Below are 17,937 nucleotides of genomic sequence, written 5' to 3'. Positions count from 1 at the left end.
AATGAAGCAGATCTGGACAGATATATCCATTTTATTCCTTTAAATTAAACAGCTTGCCTAAAATTCAGGAGTAACTTCCTGGTTTAACTTTCTGAAAAATGATTTTTTTCAACTAATTATCCATTAAATAGGAAATTACTCACTTTTTTTCAAATTAAGCGCTAAATTCAACTCGTTAAGCTGTGACTGGCTAACTTCCCCAGGAGCTTCTGTAAGCACACAGCTTGCACTGGCTGTTTTAGGGAATGCAATTGTATCTCTCAGGTTTGTTCTGCCGGCCAATAGCATCACAAGTCTATCAAGCCCCAGGGCAATACCGCCATGTGGAGGAGTTCCATATTCAAATGCCTCAAGCAGGAATCCAAACTGTTCTACAGCTTCCTCTTTTGAGAAACCAAGCACACTGAACATTTTCTCCTGAACATCTCTTTCGAAAATACGCAATGAACCGCCGCCAAGCTCATAGCCATTTAATACAAGGTCATATGCTTGTGCGCGGACTTGAGCAGGATCTTTATCAAGAAGATCTAAATCTTCTCTTGCAGGCATGGTAAATGGATGATGGGCTGCATAATATCGGCCTTCTTCCTCATCATACTCCAGAAGCGGCCAGTCAGTAACCCAAAGGAAATTAAATTTGCTTTGATCAATCAGATCAAGCTCTTTACCAAGCTTTAAGCGAAGAGCGCCAAGTGCATCAGCTACAACATTCTTTTTATCAGCCACAAATAGGAGCAAGTCTCCCGGTTCTACAGATAAAACAGAATAGAATGATTTTTGCTCATCCTCAGTGACAAACTTGGCAATCGGACCTTTTAATCCGTCTTCTTCCGCTTTTAACCACGCAAGCCCTTTTGCACCATAAACAGCTGCAAACTCTGTTAAGGCATCAATATCTTTTCTTGAATACTTTCCTGCTCCATTTTTTACATTAATGGCCTTAACCTGTCCCCCGGAAGCTACTGCTCCGGCAAACACCTTAAAGCTTGACTCTTTCACGATTTCAGACAGATCTGTTAACTCCATACCAAAGCGTGTATCCGGCTTATCTGAACCAAAACGATCCATCGCATCCTGATAGGTCATGCGAGGAAATGGAAGCTTTACATCATGGCCTTTCACTTCTTTCATAATCTTTGCCATCATGTTTTCCATCAGGCTGATGATTTCTTCCTGGCTCATGAAACTCATTTCGATGTCGAGTTGAGTAAATTCAGGCTGGCGATCTGCCCGAAGGTCCTCATCACGGAAGCATCGTGCAATTTGGTAATAGCGCTCAAATCCGCCTACCATTAATAACTGCTTAAAGATTTGAGGAGACTGAGGAAGAGCGTAAAATTCGCCCGGATGCACACGGCTTGGAACTAAATAATCTCGGGCTCCTTCCGGAGTGCTCTTCGTTAAGATCGGTGTTTCCACATCTAAAAACCCTTCACTGTCCAAGAAATCCCTCATTGCTTTAGTAACTTGATGACGCATTTTAAAGGTATCGAACATAACCGGGCGTCTCAAATCAAGATAGCGGTATTTAAGACGGACATCTTCTGAAACATCCGCATTATCGCCAATTACAAAAGGAGGTGTTTTTGCTTCATTAATGATTGTTACTTTTTCGGCTTTAATTTCAATGCGCCCTGTTTTCAAATTCTCGTTGATTGTGCCTTCTTCACGCGCAATTACTTCTCCGTCTATGTCAAGAACAAATTCATTGCGGATTTTTTCAGCTGCTGCAAGAGCTTCTGGAGAAACTTCAGGATTGAATAAAACCTGTACAATTCCAGTGCGGTCACGCAAATCCACAAAGATCAGACCGCCCAAATCCCGGCGCTTTTGTACCCATCCTTTTAAGCTTACTTTTTCTCCTATAGCTTTTTCCGTTACTTCCCCGCAAAAATACGTTCGCCCAAACATACTAATTCCTCCTGTAAACACTAGTTTATGATTGATAAAGTACTGTGAATTTCTCTATAAAAGAATCAAGCTCAACCTCTGTTTGTTCTCCTGATTCCATTGATTTTACATTTATTTTGTTTGCTTTCAGCTCATCTTCACCCAGGACAGCAACAAACTTCGCATTCGACCGGTCTGCCGCTTTAAACTGAGCTTTAATTTTTCTGTCAAGATAATCTCTTTCAGCAGAATATCCTGCCATCCGAAGTTTTTGAAGAAGGCCGACTGTATAATCCTTTGCTTCCTCTCCAAGGGATACAAGATAGCAATCGATACCCTTATTAAGAGGCAGATCCACCTTCTCTGCTTCAAGAGCAGCAATAAATCGCTCAATACTTAATGCAAAACCTATTCCCGGTGCTTCAGGGCCGCCAATTTCCTCAGTGAGGCCATTGTATCGTCCCCCGCCGCAAAGAGTAGTAATAGCCCCGAACCCTTCAGAATCACTCATAATTTCAAAGGCCGTATGGTTGTAATAATCCAGGCCGCGAACAAGATTTGGATCGACAATAAAGTCAATATCCAGGCTCTTTAAATACTTTTGAACCTTCTCAAAGTAAGCTTTTGAATAATCATTTAAATAATCAATGATAGATGGAGCAGACTTCATAAGGTCATGTTCACGGTCCTGTTTACAGTCGAGGATTCGCATTGGATTTTTCTCAAGGCGGTTCTGGCAATCCTGGCAAAATTCCCCGATGCGAGGCTTAAAGTGATTGACCAGAGCCTCTCTGTGTGCAGTCCGGCTTGCTTTATCGCCAAGGCTGTTCACAATCAATTTAAGCTTTTGCAGGCCCATGCTTTTATAAAGTGACATTGCCAGAGCAATTACTTCCGCATCAATTGCAGGATCAGCACTGCCGATCGCTTCCACGCCGAATTGGACAAACTGGCGAAATCGTCCTGCCTGAGGGCGCTCATAACGGAACATTGGTCCCATATAATATAGCTTTACAGGCTGGCTTGCATCTCCATGCATCTTGTGCTCAACAAACGATCTAACAGTTGAGGCTGTTCCTTCAGGACGAAGGGTCAGACTGCGGCCGCCGCGGTCTTCAAACGTGTACATTTCTTTTTGAACAATATCCGTCGTGTCTCCAACACTGCGAAGGAATAATTCAGTATGTTCAAATATAGGTGTTCTGATTTCACGATATTGAAACTTCTCACAAAGCTCCCTGGCCTTTTCTTCAATCAATTGCCATTTCTCAACTTCTCCCGGCAGAATATCCTGTGTTCCCCTCGGTATCTTAATTGACATGAAAATTACCTCCTAATGCAAAATATCAGTATGTATGGGTCAGTCTTAGGCAAAATAAAAAACCCCCGCCTCCTTGTATATTAAATACAAGGGACGAGAGTCTGGTATTTCCCGTGGTGCCACCCTAGTTGAAGCCAATAAATAGACTTCCTCTTTTACAGTTAACGCCTGTTAACGTTCAGCTCCTACTAAAGATCAAATCTTTTTCAGAGAGAAACCTACGAAGTGTTCTTTCGTTAAATCATCATGTAAGAATGCTTTCAGCCTGGAGGCATTCTCTCTCTTTTCATGTGGGGTTTAACTACTCTTCTTCATCACTGGTTTATTATCGAAAAGCAATAACGCCTGGTCTGGCGCTTCAGCTAGACATTTAATTATTTTGTCATTTTATTTATATTATAATACGGAGCATTTCCTTCAATGTCAAGACTTAAAAAAGTGTTATGAACGTTCCAGCCTTTTTTTCAGTTTTCTTACATCCCTTAGAGATAGTCCAAACTCAGAAGCAAGTTCTATCATGTTTGAGTTCTGTTCTTTTTGTATAAAATCATGAAAATCCACCCCGAACAGCTGATTTTCACCAGATTGTGCAGACATCCCTTTTTCTCCAAATCTCATTGTGCTCACCCTTTTTTATGTAGTCTGTTCTATTCTTTCCATCTTCAGATGAAATGTTTCATAATAGGATAAATAATTTGGAACTAAAAATGATGGCTGATAAACCGATATTAGAAGGGAATTTGCACAAGGTGCAGAAGTATATTAGGACCAAAGTTATCTTGACGCCCGGCACCTTGTTTGTTTTTCTTTTAATAAGGATTTATTTATGAAAGGAGGCGGTCTGTTGAAGAAAAGAAAGCCACTTATTGCCGTGATATGTCTTATGCTGTTAGCTGGCATATCACTGACGGAAACACAGGTTAAAGCTGAAAACAGTTCGGTAACAATCACCACCAATGATCTTAATGTCCGTCAAGGACCGGGCTTAAGCTATCCAATTCTGGGACAAGCCCAGAAAGGAGATCGATTTAACTTCATTTCCCGTGAAGGAGAATGGATAAAAATTAATTTCCAGGGAGAAGATGGCTATGTCGCAAGCTGGCTAGTTGCCAATACAGCTTCAAGTCAGAAAGAAGAAAAAGCGGCGGATGAGAATTCCCAGGTGGTCATCACAACAGATGGCCTGAGAGTGAGAAAGGGACCTGGTACTAGCTACGGGGTTCTGGGGACTATCCAAAAAGGAGCAGCCTATAAGGTCAAGAGCACTGAAGGAAGCTGGGTTAAAATTCAAACCCCATATGGAGACGGATGGGTAGCAGATGAATTTGTCAAATTCAGCGGCACACAAAAGAAAAGTTCACCGAGCAGCAGCCAAACCGGAGAGATTACGGCAAACTCTCTAAATGTGAGAAACGAACCTTCTCTTCAAAGTGACATCATCGGTAAGCTTAATTCGGGGGAGACAGTTGATGTTCTTTCTCAAAATGGCAGCTGGACAGAAATCTCTTTCTCTGGCAATACAGGGTGGATCAGCAGCCAATATATTGCGGTTCAATCCTTACAATCAGAAGGCAGGCCAAAACAGTCACTTTTTGGAAAAATCGGTACTATAACTGCAACCACTTTAACAGTAAGAAATAAAGGATCACTAAATGGAAAACCAATTGGTTCAGTTGCAAAGGGACAGACTTTTCCCATTCTTGAAGAAGCTGATAATTGGGTAAAGATTGAATTTCAGCCTGGTAATTATGGCTGGGCCGCAAGCTGGTTTATAGACATAACAGCCGAAAAGAATTCTGGTTCTACTCAGCAAAATATAGACGGCAGTTCTGCAATTATCTTACATAACGGATCAAATATTAGAAAAAAAGCGAGTACCCAGTCATCTGTTATATACAGGGCAAATAAAGGGGACAGCTTTGAGATTATCAGTTTAAATAATGACTGGTACGGAATTCGCCTGCCAAACGGCGAAAAGGGTTTTTTAGCAGGCTGGATTGTAACAGTTGAAGGCTCCGCCCCTGCAGTAACCAAGCCAGGAGCAGAAAAGCACCTGAATAATAAAACAATTGTTCTTGACCCGGGTCATGGAGGCCGTGATAATGGGACAACGGGAGCAAGAGGGACACGCGAAAAGGACATTACAATCAGGACGGCTCAGTTGCTTGCCGAAAAATTAAGGGCTGCAGGTGCCAATGTTATTCTGACCAGGAGCGGGGATACCTATTTGCCGCTGCCTTCGAGAGTAGGTATTTCACATCATCATAACGCAGATGCTTTTATCAGCATTCATTATGACAGCACGCCGGACAGGACTGCACGAGGAGCGACAACCTATTACTATCATCCTTTTCAAAAGGAAATGGCAGCCAATATCCATACCAATGTAACAGCGATGACAAGCCTGAGAGATCGAGGCTATAGAGTCGGGGATTATCATGTGATCAGAGAGAACAAACGCAATGCCGTGCTGATTGAACTCGGATATCTCAGCAACCCGGCAGAAGAAGCCCTGATAGCTTCTGCACAGTATCAGCAATCAGCAGCAGCAGGAATCTATCAGGGACTTGCACGATATTTTAAGAATTAGCAAAAGCCCTGGCACTCACTTGGTGCCAGGGCTTTTCAATACGAAGGAATTTTAATTGCTTTCTAAAATTAAGGTTACAGGCCCGTCATTGGTTAATTGAACATCCATCATAGCTCCAAATTTACCAGTTTCTACTTTCAGGCCTTTAGCTTCTAGAAACCTGTTGAAGGCATCATAGATTTTTACGGCATGCTCAGGCTTGGCCGCTTCCATGAAATTAGGCCGTCTTCCCTTCCGGCAGTCTCCATACAATGTAAATTGGGAAACCGAAAGAATTTCACCTTCCTGGTCGAGCAGTGATAGATTCATTTTGCCTGCATCATCTTCAAACACACGAAGATTGGCAATCTTATCAGCCAGAAAAGCAGCGTCCTCTTCTTTATCTTCGTGGGTAACTCCAACGAGCAAAACAAACCCCTTTTTGATGCTTCCAACGGTTTCTCCGTCCACCGTTACACTGGCTTCTTTGCTTCGCTGCACTACAACACGCATTCTATCTGCTCCCTTTAGTTCATAATCCTTCTTACAGCATAAATATCAGGGATTTGCTTTATCCGCTCCACAACCCTTTGCAGGTGGCTTACATTGTGTATAGCAATGGACATATTAATTGTTGCTGATTTGTTTCGGTCCGAGCGGCCTGATACAGCTGAGATGTTGGTTTTGGTTTCATTAACAGCCTGAAGTACCTCGTTCAACAAACCTCTGCGGTCATAACCGGTAATTTCAATTTCAACATTATATTCTTTCCGGTCATTTAATGCTGTTTCCCACTCTACCGGGATGAGTCTTTGTTTCGCATCATCGGTTTCAATATTAGGGCAATCATCACGGTGTACAGAGACACCTCTCCCCTTTGTAATAAACCCGACGATTTCATCCCCGGGGACAGGATTACAGCAGCGGGAAAGGCGAATGAGCAGATTATCAATGCCTGAAACCCGGACACCGGACTCGCGCTTTTTGGATGAAGCAAATGTTTTTAGTTCAGAAACTGCATTTGTAATATCGGAGGTTTGTTCAAGGTCACGTTTCTTGCGCCATTTTTCTGTAAGCCTGTTGGCAACCTGAAGAGCTGTTACCCCGTTATACCCAACGGCAGCATACATATCTTCCTCTGTTGCGAAATTGAATTTCTCTGCAACCCTTTTGACATTATCAGGTGTCAGAATTTCCTTCAGCTCGAAATCCATATTGCGGATTTCCCGCTCAACAAGCTCTTTCCCTTTTTCCACATTTTCTTCTTTTCTCTGCTTTTTGAAGAACGTCCGGATTCTATTCTTTGCCTGAGATGTCTGAGCCAGCTTCAGCCAGTCTTTACTTGGTCCATAGGAATGCTTGGATGTAAGAATTTCAATGATATCTCCGGTTTTCAGCTTATAATCCAGGGTTACCATTTTTCCATTCACTTTGGCGCCGATTGTCTTGTTTCCTATTTCCGAATGGATCCGGTAAGCAAAGTCAATTGGAACTGATCCGGAAGGAAGCTCGATGACGTCCCCTTTAGGAGTAAAAACAAACACCATATCGGAAAATAAATCAATTTTCAATGATTCCATGAATTCTTCGGCATTCGCTGCATCATCCTGGAATTCCAAAATTTCACGGAACCAGGTCAGTTTCTCCTCAAAAGATGAACCTTCATTCACTCTCTTTCCTTCTTTATAAGCCCAGTGGGCAGCAATACCAAACTCTGCAATTCTATGCATATCCATGGTGCGGATCTGGACTTCCAGTGGATCGCCCTTTGGTCCAATAACCGTTGTATGAAGTGACTGATACATATTTTGCTTAGGCATGGCAATATAATCTTTGAAACGGCCGGGCATCGGCTTCCAGCATGTATGAATAATCCCGAGAACCGCATAGCAATCCTTAATGCTGTTTACAACAATACGTACAGCCAGCAGATCATATATCTCATTGAATTGCTTATTTTGAAGCGCCATTTTTCGATAGATGCTGTATATATGCTTAGGGCGTCCGGAGATTTCTGATTTAATTGAGACCTCTGACATTCTGTTCCGCATAACATTAATAACATCATCTAAATACTCTTCCCGCTCTGCCCTTTTTTTCTTCATCAGGTTTACAATGCGATAATACTGCTGCGGATTTAGGTACCTCAAGGCTGTATCTTCAAGTTCCCACTTAATCTTGGAAATTCCAAGCCTATGGGCAAGAGGTGCAAAAATTTCAAGTGTTTCATTTGAAATGCGGCGCTGCTTTTCAGCAGGCAGGTGCTTAAGTGTCCGCATATTATGAAGGCGATCAGCAAGCTTAATTAAGATCACACGGATGTCCTGGGCCATAGCCACAAACATCTTCCGGTGGTTTTCTGCCTGCTGCTCTTCCTGTGATTTATATTTGATTTTCCCCAGCTTCGTTACACCATCGACAAGCATGGCCACTTCTGAATTGAAGGCTTCTTCGATATTCTCCAATGAGACTTCGGTATCTTCAACCACATCGTGAAGAAAGCCGGCTGCAACCGTAGATGGATCCATCTCCAGATCAGCAAGGATACCTGCTACCTGTATGGGATGGATGATGTATGGTTCACCGGATTTTCTATATTGTTCACGATGGGCATGCTTGGCAAACTCGTATGCCTTTTTAACAAGCTCTGTATGCTCATCGTTTAAATATTCTTTTGCCCTGTTGATGACTTGCTCGGCGGTCAGAACTTGATCGTTCGCCATGGAATCACCTTTATCTCCCTGAATTTTATGCAGTTGCATAATGTAATAATTCTGTAATTGATCATTAATAACAAGTTATAAAAAAATTAATATTGCTACTATTATCGAAAAAAAAAGTGAAGATGTAAAGGGATAGACTGTTATTTTTATGGGAATAACAAAATTTTTGTCGTTTTTTGTCCGAATTCCTTTATTGTTTTTCCATAAATGGATTTGAAAGCACTTTAAATATTATTTTCTAATAAATTTAAAACGCTCTTTTCGTCTTAATTTTGTTTTCACCTAACAACGCTGCCCGCAGGATGCTGAACGAACTTCCTTGAAAGAAACACCGCACAAAGGAATGCGTGACCACTTATAAGGATCAAGTGCCCACTCCGAAGATCAACTCAGCAAATTATACTAGGTTATGAAAAACAACAAACTTTACGATAACAGCCAATTAAAAAGAGCGCCATTACATCTGGCGCTCTCAGACTGTCGACAAACTCAATGAAAATTGAGCTTGTCTGCAGTCATTTTTGTTTTAAAATAGAAGTAATACGATACTTGAGGTGATTAAGATGCTTTCTAAACATAATCCAATTCAACGGGATCAAATCGAAATGATTGCATTAGATGAACTTGTCCCAGCGGACCATTTGGTTCGCAAAATTGAAGCGGCGATTGATTTTTCCTTTGTCTATGATTTGGTGAAAGATATGTATTCAGAAGTAGGACGCCCAAGTATTGACCCTGTTATCTTAATCAAACTCACATTCATTCAATATACCTTCGGTATTCGCTCCATGCGTCAAACAATTGAGGAATTGAAAACAAATATGGCCTATCGGTGGTTTTTAGGATACGGCTTCCACGATAAAGTTCCTCACTTCTCAACTTTCGGAAAAAACTATGAGCGCCGATTTAAAAATACCGATCTCTTTGAACAGATATTCTATCGAATTTTAAAAGCTGCAGCTGAAAAGAATTTAATAAGTGCAGAACATGTTTTTGTAGATTCTACTCATGTAAAAGCGAGTGCGAATAAACGGAAATTTGAAAAGAAAGTTGTTCGAAAAGAAACCCGTGCCTATCAACAACGCCTTCAAGAAGAAATTAATCGAGATCGTGAAGATCATGGAAAAAAGCCTTTTCCGCCAGATAAGTTTGATAAGGAAGAATTCAAAGAAACTAAGGAAAGTACAACTGACCCAGAGAGTGGATACTATGTAAAAGATGAGCGTACAAAACAGTTCGCCTATTCTTTTCACGCTGCCGCAGATCGCAACGGCTTTGTACTAGGCACAACTGTAACCCCTGGTAACACGCATGATAGTCATATTTTAGAGCCATTGGTAGAACAAGTCATTGAGAAAGTTAGTAAACCAGAAGCTGTTGCGGCCGACGCAGCCTATAAAACACCTGCTATCACGAGCTACTTATTGAAAAACGACATCACACCTGCTTTACCTTACACACGACCTCGCACAAAAGAGGGTTTCTTCAGAAAACATGAGTATGTTTATGATGAGCATTTTGACTGTTACATTTGCCCAGCTGGTGAGATATTAAAGTATAAAACGACTACAAAGGAAGGTTATCGTCAATATAAATCAGATCCGCGAATTTGTGCTGGATGCCCGTTCTTGTCTCAATGCACACAGAGTCAAGCGCACCAAAAGCTCATTCAACGTCATGTGTGGGAGGAACATTTGGAAGAGGCAGACCACCTTCGCCACCATCAAAACGTCAAAAAAATCTATGAGAAGCGAAAAGAAACAATTGAACGTGTTTTCGCAGATGCAAAAGAAAAGCATGGCATGCGTTGGACAACTTTAAGGGGACTTAAAAAATTGTCAATGCAGGCGATGCTTACTTTCGCTGCCATGAATTTAAAGAAAATGGCCAACTGGACTTGGCAAGGCCCAGTAATAGCCTAGAAGATGACCTCGGAGAGGTTTACAGTCATGAAAAAATGCTTTCAAGTCCAATAAAAAAGTAAAAAGGGTCCGGAATAAGGCTATTCCGAACCCCTTTTGTCTACAAACTGAGAGCGCCATTACATCTGGCGCTCTCTTTATAAAAAAATTAATACTGCATCAATGTCAGAATGTCATAGTTGTCAAGCTTTTTACGCCCGTCAAGGTATGTTAACTCGATAAGGAAGGCAATCCCTGCCACTACTCCGCCAAGTTCTTCAACAAGCTGGATGGTTGCATCGATAGTTCCGCCTGTAGCAAGGAGGTCATCAGTGATCAGGACTCTTTGCCCTGGTTTTATGGCATCTTTATGAATCGTTAATACATCTTTTCCATATTCAAGGCCATAATTAACCTTGACTGTTTCACGCGGAAGTTTACCTTCTTTGCGGACAGGGGCAAAGCCTACACCTAAAGAATAAGCCACTGGGCATCCGATGATAAATCCGCGGGCTTCTGGCCCAACAACCAGGTCAATCTTCTTTTCACGTGCATATTCAACAATTTGATCAGTGGCATATTTATACGCTTCACCATTGTCCATAAGTGTGGTAATATCTTTAAATTTAATGCCCGGCTTCGGCCAATCTTCTACAATTGTTATATACTGTTTTAAGTCCATTTTTCTTCCTTTGCCTCCTCAAGTTTTACAGCCCCTTGCATAACTTCATCAAACCAGTCTTTGAGCTGCTGAAAGGATGAATAGAGCAAATCGCTCTCAAGAGTGTATTGTGCCTGTTTAAGCTGATAAGTTCGTGAATCAGCTAAATCACGTTTAGTGGATGTATTGTTTAACGAAATAACACCATTATTTATTTTAACAAAATCCAATTCAAAAAACACTTGCGACATAAAATCTACTGTCTCTCTGCTCCATCCCTTATGCTTGGCAATATCATTCCCATGGCGACTGATATCAATAGAGCCTTTTTTGGCAAGCAGGGCAAAATACCATTTAAAATGGTCTCTTGTTGGTATCGTGCTGAAATAGTCACTGTCTTCTTTATAGAAATGAGCATAAATTCTGGCAGGTTTTTTGCCGGAGAAGACTTGTGCAAGGAGATCCTTTGAAGGCGGCAAATCAACCAGTACAACGTTTGAGCCTTCCAGTTTTATGGCTTCTGCATCTTTTGCAGATGTTATTTTCACCATATTCTCCCCCGCAGCCCCCTTGTATTTGGAAATAGATTCCTCATTAAAAAATATCCAGGTTGTGTTTGCCTCGGGAATGACACTTTGAAGCCTTTCAAGCCGTTTTAAACTCCGGATATCAAACAGCTGCCAGGAGTTTACTGCCATATCCTGAAGAAAAATTTGCGGTTTTTTAATATTGTTCCATTCATTAATGGATAATTCACCAATAACAGAGACCTTGGAGTATGGTGAAATATGCTCATGCAAATGTCCAAGTCCAAAACCGATGCCATCAAGTGAATATCCTTCATTCTCGATTGTAACTTTAATATGTGTCTGTTCAGATCCGATCTTTCTCATAGCTGCAATGTTGGAATTTTGTATCATTACTTTCGGTTTTGCATTCCCCATCCCAAATGGAGCAAGCAGCTGCATCTCTGCAATAGAAGAAAGATTAATATCTTTTAAATGGAAAACCCCGTCAATGGAGGTTACAGGTATAAAATCTTCCTCAGTCAGCTGTTCATTTGCAAGAGTATTCAGTCTGCTTCGCAGATCATCAACCGCATCAATGGATAAAGTCATACCCGCTGCCATCGGGTGTCCTCCAAAGTGGGGGAGGATATCCCTGCATTCAGAAAGATTCTTGAACAGATCAAACCCTTCTATACTTCTTGCAGAACCCTTTGCAAGCCCATTTTCACTGTCATAACTAAGGACAATGGCCGGGCGGTAAAACTTTTCAACAAGCTTTGAAGCTACTATTCCGATTACTCCTGCGTTCCAGCCTTCTTTTCCAACAACAATAACTGAATTCTCGCTGATTGGGAAATTTGTTTCAACCTCATGAACCGCTTGTGCTGCAATGTCATTGACAATAGCTTGCCTCTCTTTATTCAGCATTTCAATTTCTTCAGCAATGGCTTGTGCTTCATAAGGATCACTTGTCAGAAGCAAATCCACAGCAGGATCAGCACTTTCCAGCCTTCCGGCTGCATTGAGCCGAGGGCCGATAGTAAAGCCGATCGTTTCCTCACTAATGGAAGGAAGCTCGATTCTTGCCGCTTTAAACAAAGCATTCAAGCCTGTATTTTTAGTTGATTTCAGTTTTTGAATTCCTCGCTTGGCAATAAGTCTGTTTTCTCCTGTTAAAGAAACAAGGTCAGCAATTGTGCCGATCGCCGCTATTTCCAAAAGATGCTCAGGCATTTCACCATACAGGGCATGAGCAAGCTTAAAGGCTACTCCAACACCGGCAAGCTCCCGAAATGGGTATGTGCTTTCGGGATGCTTTGGATGCACAATGGCCAATGCTTCAGGAAGTTCAGGGCCGGGCTCATGGTGATCTGTAATGATCAAATCCATACCAAGCTCTTTTGCAGATTTTGCTTCATTTACAGCAGCGATCCCGGTATCTACTGTAATAATTAAGCGAATGCCCGTTTCGGCTGCATATTCAAAAGCCGGGATATTTGGTCCATAGCCTTCTGTAAAACGATTCGGTATGTAGAATCGGACGTCAGCACCAAGATCTCTTAGAGCCATCATCATGACAGAAGTGCTAGTGACACCATCCGCATCATAATCACCAAATATTAATATAGGCTCCTGTTTTTCGATGGCTTCTTTTATTCTGGTAACGGCAATTGCCATATCTTTCATTAAAAAAGGATCATGAAATTCCTGCTTATTATCCATCAGAAAATACCGTGCAGATTCAGCGGTATCCATTCCGCGATTAATTAACAGCGATGCTGTAAGAGGAGATATATTCAGATCCTTTGAAAGGAGCTGCACTTTGTCCTCCTGTGATTGCCGAACAATCCATCGCGTTCTTGAATGTAACATACGTTCACCCCTCAGCTTATTAATTATACAAGAGGGGATGATGCGTTTCAATAAGGTAAAATCGGGATAACCCAAACAATTCTGGAAAGAAAATATTAGCAGCTGATCAATTATTGCGTCCAAAATAAAAACTTGAGCAAAAGCTCAAGCCTGTTCATCTAATGTATATCCCTATCCAGCTCTTTTTCAAATTCTTCTTTTTCAGTATTACCTTTTCGGGCACTTCCTGTTTTCAGCTTTTCATTTTCCTTTTTTAATATTTTCACTTGCCTTTGAAGTGAATAGATGCGGACAATGCCCACGGAACCGACAATTAGTCCACCCATAAGGACAGATCCCAAAATCACTAGTATCAGCGGCCACTGGCTTTCCCCAAACAAGTAGTTAACCGTTACATTATCCACATTGATCACTGCAAAAACAGCCACTATTAATGCAAATAAAAAACCAAATAATAAAGTCCATTGAAATTTCATACTATCCTCTCCCAGATCGTTCTCTAATTTATTCGTTCCTGCTATAAGGATTAATGTGAACAAAGACATTTTGAACATTTTCCAATTCAAGCAGCTTGCGTTTTACTTCCTTGCCGACCCGGTGGCCATCCTCAACAGTCATATTAGGATCCACTGAAACTTTAATATCAACAATAACATAATGTCCATGTTCCCTTGCATGCAATTCATCGATTCTTTTAACCTGATCGACGGATTCAGCCGTTTTGCGCATTTCAATTGTATCTTCCTCATGAAGCACATGATCAAGTGTGCTATGAATAGATTCTTTCCCAAGCCTCCACGCCATTTGGAGAATCATTATGGAAACAATAAGTCCAGCCACAGGATCTGCATATTCAAGCCACTCGATCCCCATTCTTCCGCCAATAACCGCACAGCCAATGCCTATTAAAGCGGCAATAGATGAATAAACATCTGAACGGTGTTCATAAGCATTAACAATTAAAGCATCACTGTTTAGTTTCTTTCCCAAATTATACTTATACCGAAACATTGCTTCTTTCACAATGATGGAAATTAGCACTGCAGCTATTGCAATTGCTTTTGGAGGTTCAATTGGAGAAAAGAATGATTCAAATGATGATTTTCCGATTTCAATTCCCACGAGGAACAGCAGGACGGCAACAATTATGGCTGCTATCAATTCTGCTTTCCCATGCCCATATGGATGATCCTCATCCGGCGGCTGTTTTGCGGCTCTCAGTCCCAAATATACAGCAAAGGACCCTGCAACATCCGAAGCTGAATGGACCGCATCCGCCACCAGCGCTTTACTCCCTGAATAAACACCAATTCCCCACTTAAGGGCAGCAAGAATAATATTGCCCACGATGCCGATTATAGCTGCAAATTCAGCCTTCTTAAAACGATCGTTATTTGCCAAAGCGATACTTCCTTCCTCCCTGATCTTGCTATTAGTTTATCCTATTTCCCGGAATCATTAACCAAATTTGCAAAATAGACATCATCCTCTTTCAATGAAAAAAAGCTCAGGCACATGCCTGAGCTTTTGTAATAATTACACTTGAGGTTCGTCACTGACCTTGCGTTTTTCTTTAACAGTATGAATAACGCCTTTTTCTTTCAGTTCTTTGCCTTTCCATACTGCCCAAATCTGTGCAGCAAGGAAAATGGATGAATAGGTACCTGCGATTAAACCGATCAGAAGTGCAAACGAGAAGTTTCTGATTGATTCACTTCCAAACACCAAAAGTGCTACTACTGTAAAAACAACAGTCAGAACAGTATTAACAGATCGTCCCAATGTTTGGCGGAGACTTTTATTTACAACGTCTGCAATGTCTTCAAATGATTTAAGTTTTTTCTTTTTCTGCATATTTTCACGCATCCGGTCGAAGGTTACGATGGTATCATTGATTGAATAACCGACTACCGTCAGGACTGCCGCAATGAAGGTAATGTCCACTTCAAGGCGTGTAAAGCTAAATATAGCAATAATAAAGAAAGCATCATGCAGAAGTGCAAGAACTGCAGGCACTGCCATTTTAATTTCAAAACGGATGGTTACATAGATAATAATGCCGACAGAGGCAATAGCCAATGCAATCAGTGCGTTTTTGGCAAGTTCTTTACCGACTGTCGGTGAAACCGTGCTGACATTTGGATCGGCACCAAATTTTTCATGAAAATGAGTCTTTAATTCGGCTATTTCATTTTTAGTCAGTACACCTTTTAATCTTGCAACGCCAATTTCCTTATTATCACCAGATATCACAATGTCATCTGTCTCTAAGCCTACAGCCGATAATTCAGTTTGCAGCTCTTCTTTGGTTAAAGGATTATCAGCAAGCTGCTCGATACGCGTACCGCTTGCAAAATCAATTCCGAGGTTCAGCCTGAATATGGATACAACGATAATCCCCACTGTAATTAATACTGCCGATAGAATGAAAAACTTCCTTCTGTGCCCTACAAAATCAAACTTATCAAATTTCGTCGGCAAATCAAGGGTATCGTAATTTTCAGCAATATTTTTGATGTCACTTTTCTTAACTCCAAACCAGCCTGGCTTTTTATCAAGTGCTTTGCTATGGACCCAAAGCCCCATAAGCAGTCTTGTACCGTATACAGCAGTAATAAAGCTGGCCAGGATACTTATTATAAGCATGGTAGCAAATCCTTTTACAGAACTTGTCCCATACAAGAATAATACGGCTGCTGCTAAAATAGTTGTGATATTCGCATCAAAGATTGTAGAAAGGGAGTTTTTCTCCCCTGCCTGGAAAGCAGATTTGATTGTCCTGCCCACTTTCATTTCTTCCCGGATTCTCTCATAGGTAATGATATTCGCATCAACAGCCATACCAACCCCCAGAATGAGCGCAGCAATACCAGGCAGAGTCAGTACGCCATTCATCCAGTCAAATACGAGTAATATCAGGTAGATATAGAAAGATAATGTAAGTGTCGCTATAAACCCAGGGAAACGATAAACTGCAATCATATAAATAAATATAATTGCAATGCCAATGATACCAGCAAGAATAGTTGTTTCCATTGCCTGCTCACCAAATTTAGCACCTACTGATGTTGAATAAACTTCATCGAGCTGGACAGGAAGGGATCCTGCGTTCAATAAATCCGCCAGCGTCTGTGCTTCTTCAATTGTAAAGTTCCCAACAATGGAAACGGTATCCTGATTAAAGATTTGGCTTACCTGTGGAGCAGATAAGTATTTTGGATCTTTTTTTGCTGCCTCGGCCTGGAAGGAATCCTGGCCTTCTTCAAAATCAAGCCAAATGACAAGCAAGTTATTTGGAGCTCCCATATTGACTATTTTTTGAGTTACATCTTTAAATTTGCCGGCACTTTTCAGCTTCAATGAAACACTCGGCTTTCCATTTTCATCAAATGTCTGCTTTGCACCATTTTCAGCAAGGTCTGAACCGTCCATCATCAACTGATCATTTACATCTCTAAATGATAAGTTAGCTTCTGTAGACAAAATTTCTCTTGCTTTATTCTGATCTGTTACACCAGCAAGCTGAACACGAATCCGCTTATCTCCTTCAATCTGGATATTCGGCTCACTGACTCCAAGAACATTGATCCGCCTGTCCAGTGCTTCAGCAGTACTTGCAAGGACATCTTTATTTACCTTCTGACCATCTTTTGGCGTGACTTCATAAAGAACCTCAAATCCGCCCTGCAAATCAAGTCCAAGCTTAATATCTTTTAAGATGTTGTTCGTCGTTGCTCCAGCCAGGCTTCCCAGTAATAAAACAATCAGGAAAAAAGCAACGATACGGCTGCGCTTTACCATTCTGAATAAATCCTCCTTAGCTATCGCCCGCTATTTGATATAACAGGCACTCCATCAGCGGCGTGATGCATTATTTACCAAAACTTCATGGGAGGCTGCATAATTTTTAGGTATGCATGCCCGTTAAAAGACTGTTGTTTGATTCACTCGTTTTTTTAAATTTCATTCTATGTATGACCTATGACATGAAAAAAGACCAATTACTCCGCTTTTCATTATGAAACAGATTGTAAAACCTGTCAATTTGTCTTAAATCATGTTAAACCAGGGGAAAACCGGAAAATTCTAATTACTTTAATAGTTTTCTCCGTTCTTCTTCATTCTCGAAAGAAAATTCTGCCTCTTTAAAAGCCTCGATGGTAGCATAGTGGATGTATTCACTCACCTTTACCTCCATTATTTCTTCCACAATTTCAAATAGCCTGACATTTTCTTTTGGTTTTTTCCACTTTTTCTTTGTCAGATATCCCCAGAGTTCCTGTTCAGTCACTTTTTTATATCCCAGAAGCTGAAATTCATCCAATTTGCTTTCCAATGCAGGTTTTACCGTAGTGCGAAAATAATCATATTCATGGCCGATTTCAGCCGCCTCCCCGCCATTAATAACATGGAAATTATGATAGCCTGTCATGCTTTGTCCTCTATCTTGCATATAGATAATTGTATATGATATTACCCATTTTGAGAAGG

General features: G+C 41.1%; 13 protein-coding genes and 1 other annotated feature. Of the genes, 2 read left to right on the top strand and 11 right to left on the bottom strand.

Translation table 11 applies throughout. The features are described from left to right. Positions 1 to 135: 135 nt before the first annotated feature. The 3 genes from aspS to NSQ49_RS18345 form a co-directional block, all read right to left on the bottom strand. A complete protein-coding gene (gene aspS, locus NSQ49_RS18355; RefSeq protein WP_251283648.1) occupies positions 136 to 1,911 on the bottom strand; it encodes an aspartate--tRNA ligase in 1,776 nt (591 codons plus the stop codon). Between the two features lie 25 nt (positions 1,912 to 1,936). Next, positions 1,937 to 3,211 carry a histidine--tRNA ligase gene (gene hisS / locus NSQ49_RS18350; protein ID WP_159863287.1) on the bottom strand — a complete coding sequence of 425 codons (1,275 nt, stop codon included), beginning with the start codon at positions 3,209 to 3,211 and terminating at the stop codon, positions 1,937 to 1,939. 86 nt (positions 3,212 to 3,297) lie between these two features. Next, positions 3,298 to 3,538: a binding site (T-box leader), on the bottom strand. A gap of 114 nt (positions 3,539 to 3,652) precedes the next feature. Then, positions 3,653 to 3,829: a hypothetical protein gene (locus tag NSQ49_RS18345; RefSeq protein WP_048010351.1), complete on the bottom strand. Its 177-nt coding sequence runs from the start codon at positions 3,827 to 3,829 to the stop codon at positions 3,653 to 3,655. 226 nt (positions 3,830 to 4,055) lie between these two features. Between NSQ49_RS18345 and NSQ49_RS18340 the strand changes: the two genes are divergently transcribed. Further along, complete coding sequence (locus tag NSQ49_RS18340) at positions 4,056 to 5,801, top strand: SH3 domain-containing protein (RefSeq protein WP_251283647.1); 1,746 nt, start codon at positions 4,056 to 4,058, stop codon at positions 5,799 to 5,801. 51 nt (positions 5,802 to 5,852) lie between these two features. Here NSQ49_RS18340 and dtd read toward each other — a convergent pair whose 3' ends face one another. Then, positions 5,853 to 6,293 (bottom strand): D-aminoacyl-tRNA deacylase, encoded by a 441-nt coding sequence (gene dtd / locus NSQ49_RS18335; RefSeq protein ID WP_159863289.1) that lies wholly within the window; start codon positions 6,291 to 6,293, stop codon positions 5,853 to 5,855. Positions 6,294 to 6,307: 14 nt separating this feature from the next. Then, a complete protein-coding gene (locus tag NSQ49_RS18330; protein ID WP_159863290.1) occupies positions 6,308 to 8,503 on the bottom strand; it encodes a RelA/SpoT family protein in 2,196 nt (731 codons plus the stop codon). 563 nt (positions 8,504 to 9,066) lie between these two features. On the opposite strand from NSQ49_RS18330, the gene NSQ49_RS18325 reads away from it, so the two are divergent. After that, positions 9,067 to 10,425 (top strand): IS1182 family transposase, encoded by a 1,359-nt coding sequence (locus NSQ49_RS18325; RefSeq protein WP_159871981.1) that lies wholly within the window; start codon positions 9,067 to 9,069, stop codon positions 10,423 to 10,425. Positions 10,426 to 10,573: 148 nt separating this feature from the next. On the opposite strand, the gene NSQ49_RS18320 is transcribed toward NSQ49_RS18325, so the two are convergent. From NSQ49_RS18320 to NSQ49_RS18295, 6 genes are all read right to left on the bottom strand, one after another. Beyond that, a complete protein-coding gene (locus tag NSQ49_RS18320) occupies positions 10,574 to 11,086 on the bottom strand; it encodes an adenine phosphoribosyltransferase (protein WP_035331259.1) in 513 nt (170 codons plus the stop codon). Next, positions 11,077 to 13,446 (bottom strand): single-stranded-DNA-specific exonuclease RecJ, encoded by a 2,370-nt coding sequence (recJ, locus tag NSQ49_RS18315; RefSeq protein WP_159863291.1) that lies wholly within the window; start codon positions 13,444 to 13,446, stop codon positions 11,077 to 11,079. The genes NSQ49_RS18320 and recJ overlap by 10 nt, the downstream gene beginning before the upstream one ends. Positions 13,447 to 13,604: 158 nt before the next feature. Next, complete coding sequence (locus tag NSQ49_RS18310) at positions 13,605 to 13,922, bottom strand: LapA family protein (protein WP_159863292.1); 318 nt, start codon at positions 13,920 to 13,922, stop codon at positions 13,605 to 13,607. A 28-nt stretch (positions 13,923 to 13,950) separates the two neighbouring features. Next, complete coding sequence (locus tag NSQ49_RS18305) at positions 13,951 to 14,847, bottom strand: cation diffusion facilitator family transporter (RefSeq protein ID WP_159863293.1); 897 nt, start codon at positions 14,845 to 14,847, stop codon at positions 13,951 to 13,953. Between the two features lie 135 nt (positions 14,848 to 14,982). Then, the gene (gene secDF, locus NSQ49_RS18300) at positions 14,983 to 17,247 is read right to left on the bottom strand and encodes a protein translocase subunit SecDF (RefSeq protein ID WP_251284453.1); all 2,265 of its coding nucleotides are present in this window, start codon (positions 17,245 to 17,247) and stop codon (positions 14,983 to 14,985) included. Positions 17,248 to 17,536: 289 nt separating this feature from the next. Beyond that, a complete protein-coding gene (locus NSQ49_RS18295; RefSeq protein ID WP_251284454.1) occupies positions 17,537 to 17,878 on the bottom strand; it encodes a post-transcriptional regulator in 342 nt (113 codons plus the stop codon). Positions 17,879 to 17,937: the final 59 nt, after the last annotated feature.

Origin of the sequence: Cytobacillus sp. FSL R5-0377 (genome assembly GCF_038004385.1) — a bacterium.
In the GTDB taxonomy this organism is placed as follows: Bacteria; Bacillota; Bacilli; order Bacillales; family Cytobacillaceae; genus Cytobacillus.
Note: the sequence above shows the minus strand (reverse complement) of the source record. Positions and strands in the feature narration are given on the sequence as shown.

Bases quoted from the DNA above. Each gene is read 5' to 3' on its own strand.
- aspS (WP_251283648.1), bottom strand. From the start codon at position 1,911: ATGTTTGGGCGAACGTATTTTTGCGGGGAAGTAACGGAAAAAGCTATA.
- hisS (WP_159863287.1), bottom strand. From the start codon at position 3,211: ATGTCAATTAAGATACCGAGGGGAACACAGGATATTCTGCCGGGAGAA.
- NSQ49_RS18345 (WP_048010351.1), bottom strand. From the start codon at position 3,829: ATGAGATTTGGAGAAAAAGGGATGTCTGCACAATCTGGTGAAAATCAG.
- dtd (WP_159863289.1), bottom strand. From the start codon at position 6,293: ATGCGTGTTGTAGTGCAGCGAAGCAAAGAAGCCAGTGTAACGGTGGAC.
- NSQ49_RS18330 (WP_159863290.1), bottom strand. From the start codon at position 8,503: ATGGCGAACGATCAAGTTCTGACCGCCGAGCAAGTCATCAACAGGGCA.
- NSQ49_RS18325 (WP_159871981.1), top strand. From the start codon at position 9,067: ATGCTTTCTAAACATAATCCAATTCAACGGGATCAAATCGAAATGATT.
- NSQ49_RS18320 (WP_035331259.1), bottom strand. From the start codon at position 11,086: ATGGACTTAAAACAGTATATAACAATTGTAGAAGATTGGCCGAAGCCG.
- recJ (WP_159863291.1), bottom strand. From the start codon at position 13,446: ATGTTACATTCAAGAACGCGATGGATTGTTCGGCAATCACAGGAGGAC.
- NSQ49_RS18310 (WP_159863292.1), bottom strand. From the start codon at position 13,922: ATGAAATTTCAATGGACTTTATTATTTGGTTTTTTATTTGCATTAATA.
- secDF (WP_251284453.1), bottom strand. From the start codon at position 17,247: ATGGTAAAGCGCAGCCGTATCGTTGCTTTTTTCCTGATTGTTTTATTA.
- NSQ49_RS18295 (WP_251284454.1), bottom strand. From the start codon at position 17,878: ATGACAGGCTATCATAATTTCCATGTTATTAATGGCGGGGAGGCGGCT.